This is a genomic window from Thalassolituus oleivorans MIL-1, from assembly GCF_000355675.1.
Taxonomy (GTDB): Bacteria; Pseudomonadota; Gammaproteobacteria; order Pseudomonadales; family Oceanobacteraceae; genus Thalassolituus; species Thalassolituus oleivorans.
Window position 1 is genome coordinate 694,418 of sequence record NC_020888.1, and the last position, 15,516, is coordinate 709,933.

11 protein-coding genes are annotated in these 15,516 nt (G+C 45.9%); 9 read left to right on the forward strand and 2 right to left on the reverse strand.

All coding sequences use genetic code 11. The features are described 5' to 3' along the window. Positions 1–27: 27 nt before the first annotated feature. Positions 28–555, reverse strand: coding sequence for an inorganic diphosphatase (gene ppa / locus TOL_RS03205; protein WP_041588385.1), 528 nt, complete (start codon positions 553–555; stop codon positions 28–30). A 169-nt stretch (positions 556–724) separates the two neighbouring features. Between ppa and TOL_RS03210 the strand changes: the two genes are divergently transcribed. The 5 genes from TOL_RS03210 (at position 725) to TOL_RS03230 (ending at position 9,334) form a co-directional block, all read left to right on the forward strand. Then, the gene (locus TOL_RS03210) at positions 725–3,037 is read left to right on the forward strand and encodes a TonB-dependent receptor plug domain-containing protein (protein ID WP_015485837.1); all 2,313 of its coding nucleotides are present in this window, start codon (positions 725–727) and stop codon (positions 3,035–3,037) included. Positions 3,038–3,089: 52 nt separating this feature from the next. Then, a complete protein-coding gene (locus tag TOL_RS03215) occupies positions 3,090–3,929 on the forward strand; it encodes a hypothetical protein (protein WP_144055323.1) in 840 nt (279 codons plus the stop codon). Positions 3,930–4,195: 266 nt separating this feature from the next. Beyond that, complete coding sequence (locus TOL_RS18120; RefSeq protein WP_015485839.1) at positions 4,196–6,532, forward strand: TonB-dependent receptor plug domain-containing protein; 2,337 nt, start codon at positions 4,196–4,198, stop codon at positions 6,530–6,532. A 14-nt stretch (positions 6,533–6,546) separates the two neighbouring features. Then, a complete protein-coding gene (locus tag TOL_RS03225) occupies positions 6,547–7,452 on the forward strand; it encodes a hypothetical protein (protein ID WP_015485840.1) in 906 nt (301 codons plus the stop codon). Then, positions 7,439–9,334: an ATP-binding response regulator gene (locus tag TOL_RS03230; RefSeq protein ID WP_015485841.1), complete on the forward strand. Its 1,896-nt coding sequence runs from the start codon at positions 7,439–7,441 to the stop codon at positions 9,332–9,334. The genes TOL_RS03225 and TOL_RS03230 overlap by 14 nt, the downstream gene beginning before the upstream one ends. A 34-nt stretch (positions 9,335–9,368) precedes the next feature. Here the strand turns inward: TOL_RS03230 and TOL_RS03235 are convergent, their stop codons facing one another. Next, the gene (locus TOL_RS03235; protein WP_015485842.1) at positions 9,369–10,343 is read right to left on the reverse strand and encodes a class 1 fructose-bisphosphatase; all 975 of its coding nucleotides are present in this window, start codon (positions 10,341–10,343) and stop codon (positions 9,369–9,371) included. A gap of 259 nt (positions 10,344–10,602) precedes the next feature. Between TOL_RS03235 and mpl the strand changes: the two genes are divergently transcribed. From mpl to TOL_RS03255, 4 genes are read left to right on the forward strand one after another with little or no spacing between them, the layout of a single operon-like run. Beyond that, the gene (gene mpl / locus TOL_RS03240; RefSeq protein ID WP_015485843.1) at positions 10,603–11,991 is read left to right on the forward strand and encodes a UDP-N-acetylmuramate:L-alanyl-gamma-D-glutamyl-meso-diaminopimelate ligase; all 1,389 of its coding nucleotides are present in this window, start codon (positions 10,603–10,605) and stop codon (positions 11,989–11,991) included. Next, complete coding sequence (locus TOL_RS03245; RefSeq protein ID WP_015485844.1) at positions 11,988–12,653, forward strand: flavin prenyltransferase UbiX; 666 nt, start codon at positions 11,988–11,990, stop codon at positions 12,651–12,653. The genes mpl and TOL_RS03245 overlap by 4 nt, the downstream gene beginning before the upstream one ends. After that, positions 12,646–13,008 carry a PA3694 family proteiin gene (locus tag TOL_RS03250; protein WP_015485845.1) on the forward strand — a complete coding sequence of 121 codons (363 nt, stop codon included), beginning with the start codon at positions 12,646–12,648 and terminating at the stop codon, positions 13,006–13,008. Before TOL_RS03245 ends, TOL_RS03250 begins: the two co-directional genes overlap by 8 nt. Positions 13,009–13,018: 10 nt before the next feature. Next, positions 13,019–15,490 carry a thrombospondin type 3 repeat-containing protein gene (locus TOL_RS03255; protein WP_015485846.1) on the forward strand — a complete coding sequence of 824 codons (2,472 nt, stop codon included), beginning with the start codon at positions 13,019–13,021 and terminating at the stop codon, positions 15,488–15,490. Positions 15,491–15,516: the final 26 nt, after the last annotated feature.

The following is a 15,516-nucleotide window of genomic DNA, read 5'->3' on the forward strand; positions in this document are numbered from 1 at the left end:
TTGTAACGATGGCTTGAGCCAGCGCTATTAGCCTTTATAGGCTGCAGCTGATTCAGTGATCATGCGACGAGCTTCGTCAGCATTACCCCAGCCGCTTACTTTTACCCACTTGCCTTTCTCTAAATCTTTGTAATTTTCGAAGAAGTGAGAGATTTGCGCGCGCAATAGCTCAGGAACATCGTCGATATCTTTTACATCGTTGTATAACTGAGTCAATTTTTCGTGCGGAACGGCTAATAACTTAGCGTCGCCACCGGCTTCGTCTTCCATATTTAGAACGCCAACAGGGCGTGCACGAATGACTGAGCCCGGTTGAACTGGGTATGGAGTGATAACTAATACATCGAGTGCATCGCCGTCATCAGCCAAAGTGTTAGAGATATAACCGTAGTTCGCTGGATAGAACATCGGGGTTGCCATGAAACGGTCAACCATCAGGGCGTCCATATCTTTGTCGATTTCGTATTTGATCGGAGAGTGGTTTGCAGGGATTTCAATCACGACGTAGATATCGTTAGGCAAGTCTTTGCCAGCTGGAATCGAGTTGTAGCTCATAACAGTTTCCATAGGTAGGTTGAATGTCTGGCGGAATTATAGCCGCAAGCCGCTATAGATGTCAGTTCGACGAGAGAATATGGCATAATTCGTGACCGAAACGGGTGGCAGGATGCATTGCAGGAGGCCTTCGTTGTTGTAGAGTCAGGGAAAGCGGGAGCTGTAGTAGATGTTTTTAAGTCGAACGCTACATTCGATTGTATTGTTTATCGTTTTTTTTATGGAATGCACTGGTGTCTATGCCAGTGAGTACGATCTATCCGAATTTGATTTGCCATTGCTAGAAGCAGACATCCCTGTTGTTCTTTCGGCTGCCCGTTTGAAACAGCCTCGCGCCGAAGTTCCCGCTAGTGTTACCGTCATTGATGCTGAACAAATTGCTGCTTGGGGCGTGCGTACCCTTCCTGAGTTATTACGTTTTGTTCCCGGTGTTTTTGTTACTCAAGATAAGTTTGAACATAACGATGTCGTAGCTTATCACGGTTCAACCGCTTATATGAGCCGGCGTCTACAAGTCTTGGTTGATGGTATGTCGGTTTATAAAGGCGGTATCGCTATGGTGGTTTGGGATGACATTCCCATCGCGCTTGAGGATATCCAACGAATCGAGTTTGTTCGGGGTCCAAGTTCAGCCATGTATGGTGCGAATGCCTTCCTTGGGGTGGTCAGTATTACATCGAAGAAACCAGCGGATACCGAAGGTGTGCGCATTAGCTATCGTGGGGGGACTCAAAATGTACGTGATGCTATGGGGAGTGTTTCTACGATACATGGCAAGAGCTCGTCGCGTATAACCGTACAACAGACCAGCGACGATGGTTTTGATGGATTACAAACTGAGTCGTCTGACAAGCTCGAGGACAGCCGAAGACATGGTTTCGCTACCGGGTATTACGAGCAAGATTTAGATAGCGGCATTCAGTTATCTTTCCAAGGTGGCTATAAATATGGCTATACCGATGTGCGGAAAGGACTTCTTTGGCAAGAACCGCGGAGTAACTTTGTTAAAGCCTATTATGGATCTGCACAGGCGGACTTCAATTTTTCAAGTTCACATCAAGCATACCTGCGTGCGTATTGGCAATTCGAAAAACGCACTCAGGAAGGCATAGCGTGTATTCCTACCGTGGCACTTGATAGTGATTTATACGCTGAGTGGGAGGTGAATCCGCAATGGGCGAAGTTTTTAGGGATAGGTCTGCCGACGGCAGTCAGTTCGGCTGACCCTGCTACTGCCTATGCTTCCAATCAGTTATTACAGCAATTGGCTTTCGGCAGCTCAACGCCAAATGAATTAGCGGCGATTATTGAGCAGGCCACAGGCGAACGATATACCTTATCGCAAGAAGATGTCGATCTTGCCCAAACGGTAGTACTTAGAGCCTACGACGGAACTGGCTTTAGTCAATTTTCGCAACCGTTTTGTGATGATGCAAATTTAAGTTACGACGGCCAGCGTTCGGATGTTGAATGGCAAGACACCGTTCAATGGACGGATACATTGCGCAGTGTAACTGGAATCAATATTCGGCAAGAAAATATTAATTCACAAACGTATTTCGACGGTAAGGTAACTAGTTATTTGTATCGAGCTTTTGGCAATTTAGAATGGCATGCAGCAGAGTCAATTATCATTAATGTCGCAGGTACTTACGAATACGAAAGTATTAATTCTCCTGAGTTCTCTCCTCACATTGCTCTAAATTATCTTTTTTCGCCACGTCAAAGTGTTCGATTGGTGTATTCGACAGCGATTAGATCGCCTGATGTTTATGAACAAAAACCTAACTATTCTTTTGATGTGAACAATTTACCTGATAATTATTTAGGCGTGCAGGAAGCAACCTATTTTATTCATCAGGTTTATGATAATCGCCGTGTTGAAAGTGAGAAAATCACTAGCTATGAGGTTGGTTATTATCACAATATTTCTAGCATTGGCCTAGAAATGGATATCAAACTTTATCGAGATGAATTAACGCAATTAATATCCCAGTATGTTGGAGTTGCTGCACCATCGTTATCAAATGACACCGAAATGAGTATCGAAGGTGTTGATTGGCAGTTCCAGTGGGAGCTTAGCGGAAAGAACTGGCTAAGGTTTGTTGGCGCTTATTTAGATACGGATGTTCGCCCCGGCTCTACGTATTTATTTAGCCAAATTGAAATAGAAGAATTTCAAACTGCTGAGACACGTCTAAGTGCGCAGTATAGCGGCAATATTAGTTGGCATCACAAAGGGGAAGGTTGGAATTCGACGTTGTCGTATTTTTGGAATTCTGCCTATGACGCTAGCGAAGCTGATCCAAACGATTACCGTCGTTACGAAGTGAACCTGCAGAAATCATGGCGATATAGAAAGCTTACATCTAGCGTTACCTTGTTTTGGCACCACTTAGTGGATGACGGCGAATTATTAGAAGCCGATCAAGTGTATTCCACCAATGATCTTTACTCCATTCGCATTGGAGTTGATTTTTAATGCGAATCTCGTCTAATTTTTTCAGCAATAGAGACATTTCGTGAAGTGTTTCTTGATTGGTATTTTGCTGATTTATTCTTCTTCATTATGGGCAGAAAAAGTCGCTATTGTGGTGCAGAAAGTAATTCCGGCAGTGAATGTGCTAGCGCAAAAAGTAGCTAATGAAACCGGTTTTACCGCTACCGTAGTTTTGGCCGAACAGTTTGAGCATTCTGTTTATGATTGCGTCGTATTGGTGGGTGATGGGCCGCTAGAGACATGGAATTTGGCGAACGATGTTCCAGTAGTTAGTATTCTTAGTGGTAGAGTGGCCGTTGAAAATGCCTCCTTTTTAAGCAGTGCGATCTTCGTTGAACCTCCATTGAGACGGCAAGTTGCTTTGGCGCGCTTAATTTTAGGTGAAGCGGAAAACTTAGGTATTCTTATTTTAAAAAATGATTCTAAGCGTCTTTCTCTGGAAGTTAGTAAGCTCCCTAAATCTTCAAAAATTAAGCTGTATAATATTGACGAGTATGACTCATTCAATAGAGCGTTGATCGACTTGCTTGCGGATAGTCGGGTATTGATCGGTCAGTATGATTTAAATATCTATAGTGCTAAAAATATTGAAAACATATTAATTACTGCCTATAGACATAATGTTCCTTTGATAGGCCCATCGAACGCCTATATTAATGCGGGCGCTTTAGCGTCAACTTATAGTGATCTAACGGATGTTGCTCGGCGTTTGAGTGAAATTTTACTAAAAGGGCTAGGTCATAATGATTGGGCTAAACCAGACTATAATTCGTATTTCTCTGTTAGCTATAATCATCAGGTGGCCCGTTCTCTTAATTTAAATTTACCCGATGTAGATACCGTTGTGGCTAGCATTAAAAAAACTGAACAGTAATTATAGAATTTTTGATTGGGCGGTTGTTCCTGTTCGCAGAAGGACTGGCATTTAGCGTAGATGAATAGGAATCCCTTATTGATCTCTGTATCATTGTCACCACGCGTATTCTTGTGGCGATGGATAGTTTGAGTGAATGAAGAATGACTTTAGATCACCTGCTATGCTAATAGTTATTAGTGGTTTGATTAAGTCGTAAATAGTATCCCCCGTGCCGGCGATGGAGTGTGGTGCACTAACAAAGATCACCAAAGTAGCAGGTACACATGCTTTTGAAGAACAAGATATTTTCCGGTCTTATTTTAGCCTCGCTAGCCATCAGTGCCGATGCGTTGGCCGATGATATGGCTGCCTTTGATCCTTTAACCGATGGCGACTTCGGCGGCTTGGCTCTGCAAGATGATATTCCTGTTGCACTCACTGCTGCGCGTTTAAAGCAGCCTCGAGCTGAAGTGCCAGCCAGTATCACGGTGATTGAAGCGAAACAAATCGAGGCTTGGGGAGTGAGAACTATCCCGGAGCTTATGCGTTTTGTGCCCGGGATGTTTGTTGGTCATGGTGATGATCAAAACAATCGCGCGGTAGCTTATCACGCGTCAAGCCCCAACATTATGCGTCGTATGCAAGTGCTTGTGGATGGTCGTTCAGTATTTAAAGCGGCTATCGCTCAAATTATTTGGGACGATATTCCAGTTGCTATGGAAGATATTCAACGTGTAGAAGTGGTGCGCGGACCTAACGCAGCCAGTTATGGCGCGAATGCGTTTCTTGGGGTGATTAACATAGTGACTAAACACGCGGCTGACACTCAAGGAACGACTTTGCGCTTTCGCAAAGGTAATCAGGGGGTCGAGGATAGCTTATTCAGTCATTCTGATAGGGTCAGTGATGATGCCTATCGCTTAACACTGCAGCAAAATTCGGACAATGGTTTTGACGGCCGCGATGCAACCAATGGCGAAGATGATTGGCACGATTCTCGCCGTCATGGCTTTGCCAGCCTCTATTATGATCATGACATCAGTGAAAGTACTCAATTGAATTGGGAAGCAGCGTACAAGTACGGCAACACAGATATTCGTAAAAGTGATTTTGATACGGACTATCCTGATCAAATCACGCGTCAAGGATTTGTGATGGGTAAGTTAATTCACGAATTTAACCAGGATCACTTTTCTCATTTGCAGGCATATTGGCAAACCGATCACCGCACTCAAGAGACGTCTAGTTGCGGTTCGACCACATCATTCGATCCTGTTTTGTTGGACGAGTATCGTACGAACCCTGAATGGACGCAATTTGTTGCGCTGGGGGTGCCAAGTATCTATGCCGATAGCAACACGACTCCGCAGACGTTGGCGGCGGCTAATTATTTGGTTGGCGGTATAGCCACCAACTCGCTTACGCCTGAACAAGTGGAGCAATTGATTGAGGAGAACCTAGGAAAAACCTACACCCTACAGCAAAGTGACTTAGATGCTGCTGCTGTCGCCTTCGGTAATGCCTACAATGGCAGTGACTTCTCGCAACTAGGACAATTGGCATGTGGTGCTGGTAATTTTAATGTGCGCGAAGATCGCTATGACATCGAGTGGCAGGATACCATGCAGTGGACGCCCGCATTGCGTACGGTTTCTGGCATTAGTTATCGTCGCGACAGCGCCGATTCAATGACCTACTTTAAGGGTGCTGTGCACAACGATACCTATCGTATGTTCGCCAATGGTGAATGGCAGGCATTTTCTCATTTGGTTTTTAATATTGGCGGTATGTATGAACAGGAAGATTCGAATGATAGCGCCTTTTCTCCGCGGGTTGCGGCTAATCTACTGTTAACTCAACAACAGAGTTTGCGTCTGGTTTATTCGCAAGCTGTGCGCTCGCCAGACTTGCTAGAGAAGAAGCCAAATTACGCCGTTACTTTGTATGATTTGACCGACAATTATCTAAATTTAGATGATGGTGTTTTCTTTATGAATCAAGTGCCGGATACGCGAGAGCTTGATCATGAAAAGATTACCAGTGTTGAGCTTGGTTATTACGGTAAGTTGCCGGAATTAAATTTAGAGCTAGACGTTAAGGTGTATAAAGACCGTCTTAGCCAGTTGATATCCAATACTATTGCGCTTAACTCTGTGTATATCGCGTCGGATACTAAGATGGATGTTAAAGGGGTTGATTGGCAATTAAATTGGCAATTCAGTCGAAATAACTGGTTGTGGTGGTCTGGAGCGTATGTGGATGCTGCTGTCCGCCTAGGTGATACCAGCCCATTAGACGCTAAGGAAATTGATCGCCTCGCGAAAGTTGAACGGCGCTTAAGCGCGGAGTGGAGCAATAACGTTAGTTGGCATCATGATGGCAATAATTGGGGCTCGACTCTGACTTATTTCTGGCATGATGGTTACAACGATTTAGAGAATAAGGGGGTTGATTTTCGCCGGTTTGAAGCCAATTTGACCAAAACTTGGGATATGAATGGCTATAAACCAGAAGTAGGCTTGTTTTGGCATCATTTAGTTGATGATTCTCGGCTTGTTTACCCAGATCAGGTCTATGCTGTTAATGATATCTACTCCTTTCGGGCCGGAATTACTTTTTGACATGGATGATGTGCATGGATGCTCTGAAACCGTTCTGGCATCGTAAGGCGATTCTTGTTCTGTGGTGTTCGTTGCTATTTAGCGCAGCGAGCATTGCCGATATTGCTTTGGTCGTGCGCGAACGCCAGCCTATGGCCGAGCAGTTGGCAAAAACCATTGCTCAGGGCCTGAAGATCCCCTCCCAGTTATTAACGCTAGGCGATAAACAAGTCGATTGGTCTAGCTTTGATGCGATTGTATTGCTAGGTGAACCTGTTCTTGAAGCATGGCAAACGCCTACGGATAGCCCTGTGGTCGCAGTGTTCGTTAGCCGCGAGAGTGCGCAGCGGCGTTCTGCACTATTAAAGTCTGCCATCTATGTGGAGCCGCCTTTATCTCGTCAAATTACGCTCAGCAAAATTCTGCTAGGTTTTGATGTACGTCTCGGTGTCTTAGTTTCAGATGCCTTTGCAGCAAGCGCGGCAGATGAAGTCGCTAAGGTGCAGCGCGAAGAGTTTGTTAATATTTATCCACTTTCGGATCTCAATAACTTAAATCGTACATTGATTGAATTACTTGCTGACAATCAAGCTTTGGTGGGGGTGTACGATAGCGAGTTATACAGTCCTGGCAATATCAAAAATATTTTAATAACAGCCTATCGACAGAATCGACCCTTAATCGGACCTTCAAGTGCTTATATAAAAGCAGGATCGCTAGCATCTACTTACAGCGACTTAGATGATGTTAGCAAACGCTTAATTGAAATTTTATCTGCAGGTTTAAATAACAAACAATGGGCTAAACAGGACTACAATCCATATTTTCAAGTGCGCTACAACGAGCAGGTCGGGCGGTCGTTAAATTTATCTTTGCCGAATGTTAATGATGCAGTTAAGGCATTGATGAAAGCGGAGGAGAATCGTCATGAACTTCCGTGATTGGTCGATTCGTCGTCGAATTATGCTACTCAGCACTTTGCCAGTGCTGTTGACGGTTGCCTTACTCACCGCTTTGCACATGATGGAGCGCTGGTCTGACGTGCATCGTGAGAACGAGAGCATCGCACGTTTAATGATTGAGAATATCGGGGCATCGGCAGAATACCCACTGATTTCAGGTAATTATGAATTATTAATGCCACTTATTGATGCGGCGTTGGCTCAGCCTGCAATAGTGACGGTACGAATTAGTAATGCCAATGGCGAGCTAGTGATTGATCGCCACTCTGATTCCTATGTAGGGTTGAGCTTATCGGAAGTGCGCTTACTGCATAGTGATATTAATCGCGAAATTGTCTCTCTGAGCGAATTTTCTAGTTTTAATGAGGATGATCGTACCATTCAAGAACTCGGTTATATCGAGTTGGGTATGACAGATCGTTTTGGCCGCGATCGAGAACTTTCTATTTTACGGCAGTCGTTACTGACTGGTTTAGCGGTGGTTATTTTAGCAGCGCTTATTGGTCGTTACATGGGGATGACGATTGTGCGGCCACTGGAATCTTTATCCAGTTTTATTCGCCAATTAGCTCGCGGAGAAAACTGGCGCAGAATTGATGTAAACGACGGTGCAGAAATAGGTAACTTGCAAGATGATGGTAATCGACTGGCGTTAACCTTAGAAAAAGCGGAAGCAGAGCATGAACGCTTTACTAGTCAATTGCTGCAAGAACAGCAGAAAACGCGGGAAGCCAGTCAGGCTAAAAGTCAGTTTTTATCCATGATGAGCCATGAACTGCGGACACCATTAAATGGCGCGGTTGGTATGCTACAACTTATGGATCAGAGTAGTTCGGAAACGGAATTTAATGATCAAAAAAGGCATGCTGATACGTCACTGGCGCACTTAACTCAGTTGCTCGATGATGTCATGGTCGTTGTCGACACTGATAGTAGTCAGTTGCCGGTGGTTTATGCATATTGCGATATCGCTAAAGTCATGGAGCCACTGTTTGCCGATTTAAGAATCAAGGCAAGTCGTAAGGGCTTATCTTTAATCGTTGATATTGATCCTGTTTTTTTGCAGACGGAGATTTATTTACCGAAGTCTTTGGTTCGGCAATTATTACGACATTTATCGGATAATGCCCTAAAGTTCACCGAGCAAGGTGTTGTCGTTATTGAGTTGCAATATCTGCGCGATGACGGCGAAGAGCTTCGAATTGTTGTACGGGATTCGGGGATTGGTATTCCAGCCGATCAGCAAAGCCAAGTGCTCGAAGCTTTTTCCCAAGTAAGCTCTTCCTTTAATCGTCGTTACGATGGCCTAGGATTGGGTTTGACGATTTGTCATCATATTAGCCAAATATTAGCTGGGCATATCGCGTTTGAAGACAACCCCGGTGGCGGTACCTGCGTCTCTGTTACTATTCCCTTACTATCACCAAAGAGTAATGAAAAATCTTCGGCTAAGGCAGCGTCAACATCAGTAGCCCGCGGCAAAATCCTGATTGTCGAGGACAACGAAGTCAATTTAAAAGTGGCTGAAAAGATGTTGAACAAAGTCGCTCCCGATATCCAAATCAGTTCGGTTGGTTCTGGCGAAGACTGCATAAGTTTAATTCAGCATCAGGGACGGCATTTTGATCTTATTCTGCTGGACTGCCAAATGCCGGGAATGGATGGTTTTGAGACCAGCGAGCAGCTAAGAAAATATGGGTTTCCAGGGGCGATTATCGCTTGTACGGCAAATACCACGGATAAAATAGAGCAGCGGTGCATTGATGCTGGTATGGATGACTATATGGCGAAGCCAATTCGCCTAGACAATATTAGAGATATGTTAAATCGATGGTTGAAACAAACAGAAACGGCAGATTAGTATCTGCCGTTTCTGTTTAATTAACGCGAATGCATTAGTTTTTTACGTGATAACTGATCGCTGTTTCTACTTCTTGAGATGAACCCATAACAACGGATACACGTTGATGAATACCTTCGGGTTTAACCGTCATAATGTTTTCGAAAGCGGTGGAGGCCATACCGCCTGCTTGCTCTACTAGCATACTCATTGGATTGCCTTCATACATTAAACGCAGCTTACCTGGCTTGCCAGGATCGCGGCTATCGTATGGGTACATAAAAATACCACCGCGGGTCAGAATGCGGTGAATTTCTGCAACCATAGATGCAATCCAACGCATGTTATAGCGTTTACCCAAGGGACCTTCTTCGCCTTGCAATAAATCAGAAACGTATTGTTGCATTTCAGGCAGCCAGAAACGTTGGTTTGACATATTGATGGCAAATTCTTGAGTCGTTTCAGATATACGAATATTTTGGCGCTCTAATACGAATTCGCCGATGCGCGGGTCCAGTGTAAAGGAAAAGACGCCATCACCCGTTGTCAGTACGAGTAAAGTTGATGGTCCGTAGAGTACGTACCCGGCAGCAACTTGCTGTTTACCTGATTGCAAATACGCAGCTTCGGTAGCAGCGTCGGAATCCGCGGCGGCCTTCAATATCGAAAAAATAGTACCGACGGTGACGTTTACATCGATGTTGGAGGAGCCGTCTAATGGATCGAACAAGACCAAATATTCACCGCTGGCATTACATGCTACTGGTAATTCTTCTTCTTCGCTGGCCAAGCCTTTGACGCTAGGAATGGCAGCAAGACAATCCTTGATTAAGTCGTTAGAGATAACATCTAATTTCTTTTGGCATTCCCCTTGGACATTCTCTTGTTCGGCACTGCCAAGTACGCCAGCAAGTGAACCAAGGTGTAGACGATAGGCAATGTCTTTGCACGCAACCATAAGTCCATCAATGATCTCTACCACAGCGGTATTGTCGCAATGGCCATCCAAAAACGTCCGTAAGCGTTGCATGTTATCGTCCTCATCGGTAAGCAAAAGGGTAAACTGGCGCGCATACTACCTGAAACTCTGGGGAAATTCAGCGCTTAGACCGATAATCCTATGGCCATAGCTCACACTTAAATAGGAATGGCAGGCTATGTTCACCATCACCGGCTTTCTTAGAGCGAAGTGGAGGCATTGAATTATTAACAGCTTCCCTTGATGTTAGTGCTTGCTCCGCGGTAAAGGGGCAGTACACTAACGGTTTAATCCTAAAGCGGTAGGGAAGATGCGACTGCACATTCTGGGCATTTGTGGCACCTTTATGGGGTCTCTTGCTCAATTGGCCAAAGCACTAGGTCATGACGTTTCGGGTTCTGACGCGGGGGTTTACCCGCCAATGAGCGATCAATTGCTAGCCGCTGGCATTGAATTGACAGAAGGCTTTGCGCCCGAAGGCATTCCTACTGATGTCGATCTCGTTATTATTGGCAATGCCATGTCCCGTGGGAATCCATCGGTTGAGTATGTGTTGGATAGAGGTATTCCTTATATCTCAGGACCGCAATGGTTAGGCGAATTTGTTTTACGAGGACGTTGGGTTGCTGCTGTTGCTGGTACGCACGGCAAAACAACCACGGCGAGTATGTTGGCTTGGATCCTAGAGTATGCGGGTATGAAACCCGGGTATTTAATCGGTGGCGTGCCGCAAAACTTCAGCGTTTCAGCACGTTTGGGCGACTCTCCATTTTTTGTGATTGAGGCCGATGAGTACGATACGGCTTTTTTCGATAAGCGTTCTAAGTTCGTTCATTACCAGCCTCGTACTGTGATTATGAATAATCTTGAGTATGATCACGCCGATATATTCCCCGATTTAGCTGCGATTGAACGCCAGTTTCACCATCTTGTTCGCACTATTCCTGCCTCAGGGCAAATAGTGTTACCGGCAGGTGAGGAAGCGTTGGAGCGAGTACTTAAACAAGGCTGTTGGACACCGGTTCAGCGCATAGAGCAGAATCTAGGCACGAGTGCCTGTGAATGGCAATGGCGTTTGGATAGTGATGATGCTAGTCGCTTTAGTGTTATGTATCAGGGCGAAGATACAGCACACGTAAACTGGTCGTTAAGTGGATTACATAACGTCCGTAATGCAGTCGCTGCTATGGTGGCGGCACGGCATATGGGGGTTACTCCTATTGTTAGCGCGGAAGCACTGGGTCAGTTTCAGTCGGTAAAGCGTCGAATGGAATGCGTGTCCGGTGATTCCTCTATTCGTGTTTACGACGACTTTGCCCATCACCCAACGGCAATTGCGACAACGCTGGCTGGTGCTAAGGCGCAACAAAGTACGAAACAGCCTAATGGCGGACGCTTGTTCGCGATACTAGAGCCGCGTTCAAATACCATGAAACTCGGACACCATAAGGATCAGCTGGCCGGATCCGTTGCTAGTGCTGATAAGGCATTTTGGTTTCAACCCGCGGATATGGGTTGGTCTCTAGCAGAGGTTGCCGAGCGCTGTGATATTCCGGCGCAAGTATATAGCGATCTCGATGAGCTTGTGACAGCGGTAGTCGCGGATGCTCGTCCGGGAGATTGGATTGTATGTATGTCCAATGGTAGTTTTCAGGGGGTGTCAAAACGTTTGGCAGCGCTAGTGGGTGGATATAAATGACGACGGTGAATGGCAATCGCGTGCAGCGTATTTGTGTAGCGCTTACCGGCGCTTCTGGCTCGTTGTATGCCTTGCGTCTCATTGAAGTGTTATTAGCCGCCGACTGTCATGTTGATGTGATGATCTCGAAGGCGGCTTTGCTGGTGCTTGCCACAGAAACAGACGTTACTCTGTCGGCTAAGCCACAATCAGCAGCGGCGGCACTGCAGGCGCGCTACGGAGTTGATGCCGAGCGCTTACGAGTATTTGGTAACGAAGATTGGATGGCCCCTTGGGCATCCGGTTCTGGCCAACCAGGTCCGGTTGTTATTTGTCCTTGCAGTACCGGAACCTTATCCGCTATTGCTACTGGTGCCAGCAATAATCTTATCGAGCGAGCCGCAGATGTAGCGCTAAAAGAACGCAGAAAGCTAATTTTAGTGCCGCGTGAGACGCCGTACTCGGAAATACACCTGCAAAATATGTTAAACCTTACCCGTATGGGGGCTGTTATTCTTCCTGCCAGTCCGGGGTTTTATCATGAGCCAAAACAAATAACTGATTTAATCGATTTTATTGTGGCTAGAATTCTTGGCCAATTAGAACTTCCTCAAACACTGATGCCAGCGTGGGGAAAAGACATAGTTACAGAGCCAAAAGCGGCGGAGCCTAAGCATGACTGAACAACAAAATACCCCTGAAGCAGAAGAACAAGATATCGCCAAATGGTGCATCTTAAGTTTTATGGGCGGTATTATCGTCGCAGCTTTAGCGTTGGAATATTACGGCTTTATTCAACATCCTAAAGATGCTGATACAGCTTTAATTTCTGAGTTTAAATTATTATCGCTAAGCCCAGAACACGAAGTTAAGGTATCACCAAAAATGTCGGGTAAAGAAGCCTTTTGTGTCGATGGCTATATTTTGCTGCGCCCTACCAATGGTAATGCAGTGGCTGGTATTTTAGTTGACGAAAAAAATCGCGGTGTGCAATGTCAGCACAGTTTGACCCCAACGGTCGGTGAACCTTCAGAATAATAAGAGCCTTATGCGCAGCTACTATTCCACATTATTACTTTCGTTATCACTGGTTAGCTCACTCAGTTTTGCTGCGCTAAATGATATAGATGGCGATGGAATTCCAGATCATCTCGATACTGATCGTGATGGCGATGGCCTGTCTAATTTTATGGAGCAGACGGGCGGTACCGACCCCGATGTTCCAGATCAATTTGATACCGACGAGGATGGTATTCCCGATGCCATCGACGACGATATTGATAACGATGGCGTGCCCAATCAACGAGATTCATTTCCGCTAGATGGCAGCGAATACCGAGACACGGATGGCGACGGTGTAGGCGACAATGCCGATCTTGATCGTGATGGCGATGGCGTGCGCAATGATTTAGAAGAAAAGCTGGGCTATAACCCCAACGATATTCGCTCTCGTCCGAAAGATAGCGATGGTGATGGCTGGCCGGATTTGCTCGACGACGATATGGATAACGACGGCTATAAAAATAATGAGGATGCCTTTCCTCTTAATGCCGCCGAACATGCCGATATGGATCACGATGGTATTGGCGATAATTCCGATCCGGATAAAGACGGCGATGGCATCAGTAATAAATTAGAAGTGCTGGCTAACACCGATCCCGATGATCAGTTTTCCGTGCCGCGCGATGCCGACCGTGATGGCGTCCCTGATATGCTTGATGACGATCGTGATGGCGATGGCGTCAGCAATGCCAAAGATCTTTACCCAGACAATTCAGCAGCTTGGGCTGATACCGATGGTGATGGTATTCCGGACAACGAAGATGCGGATGCAGATAACGACGGCATTGCCAACGTATTGGAAATGCATCTTGGCACGAATGCCTTGGATGCTAGCAGTCGCCCTGCGGATACCGATGGTGACGGTATGCCGGATTATTTTGATTCTGACGTTGATGGTGATGGTACCGAAAATAATCTCGATGCTTTCCCCAAAGATGCAACTGAATGGCTAGATACCGATGGCGACGGTATTGGCGATAATTTAGATACAGATAGAGACAATGACGGTTTCAGCAAAGAAATCGAAGCGCTGGCGAATAGTGATGATCTCGATGCCAGCAGCAAGCCCGCGGATCTCGATGGCGACGGCTTAGCTGACGTTGTTGATCCCGATATCGACGATGACGGTGTATTAAACGACGACGATGCCTTCCCTTATGATCCTAGCGAATCTCTCGATTTTGACGGTGACGGCATTGGTGATAACAGCGATCAAGATTTAGATAACGACGGCATTAATAACGAGTTTGAACGCTCACTCAGTTACGATCCGTACGATGCTAATAGTAAGCCTGAGGATATGGATGGCGACGGAATTCCGGATGCGCTTGATAGTGATATGGACGGTGACACACTGTCAAACGTAATGGATATGTTCCCGCGTGACCCGACCGAATGGTTCGATACGGATCTTGATGGCATCGGTGACAATACCGATCCAGATCGTGACGGTGATGGTATTAGTAATGCCTATGAGTTGCGTGCCGGTACAGACCCATCCGATCCTAACTCAGTGCCACCCGATATGGATGGTGATCGTATTCCGGACGTCGTAGATGATGATATCGACGGAGATACTCACCTGAACGGAGCGGATGCTTTCCCAATGGATGCCAGTGAATGGCATGATATGGACGGTGATGGCATTGGTGATAACAGTGATCTCGATATCGATGGCGATTTAATTTCGAACGAGTATGAGCTTCGATTGGGTTATCGGCATTTGGACAGTACCCATGTACCACCAGACTTAGATGGTGATCGTATTCCGGATGAACTGGATGATGATATTGATGGTGATAGTTATCTGAATACTCTTGACCGCTTCCCTCGTGATCGCACTGAGTGGGCTGATACCGATAACGATGGTATCGGTGACAACACAGACGGCGATATTGATGGTGACGGTATTATCAACACCTACGAAGTACGGTTGAATACTGATCCTTATGACGCTGGAAGCCGTCCTCGTGACCAAGATGGTGACGGTTTACCTGATGCTATTGATGATGATCGCGACGGCGACGGCGTAACCAATGGTAGTGATTTATTCCCAGATAATCGCTTGGAGTGGGCCGATCTAGATGGTGATGGAATTGGGGATAACAGCGATTCTGATTTAGATGGTGACAGCTATTCGAATAACGAAGAATTGGCAGAGGGCACCGATCCGCGGTCAGCATCGTCTTATCCAGATCATGAACCACCGGTGTTGGAGGATGCCCATTGGCTAGAGGGAGAGCCAACACTCACGGGTATGTTGTATGACGACGGTTTAGGTATCAAACGTGTGTGGCTGCAAAGCCCAATGGGCGACGTTTGCGAAGGCTACGTATCCTATATAGGTCACTTCAACGTTACTTGTCCGATTAGAGCAAATAGCACTCGCTGGACTTTGCACGCTGAAGATCATGCCGGTAATCAGATTGAGCAAATATTCGATACTGACGGTCGCTAGTGAGAGCTCACGAAGAATGGTTGATT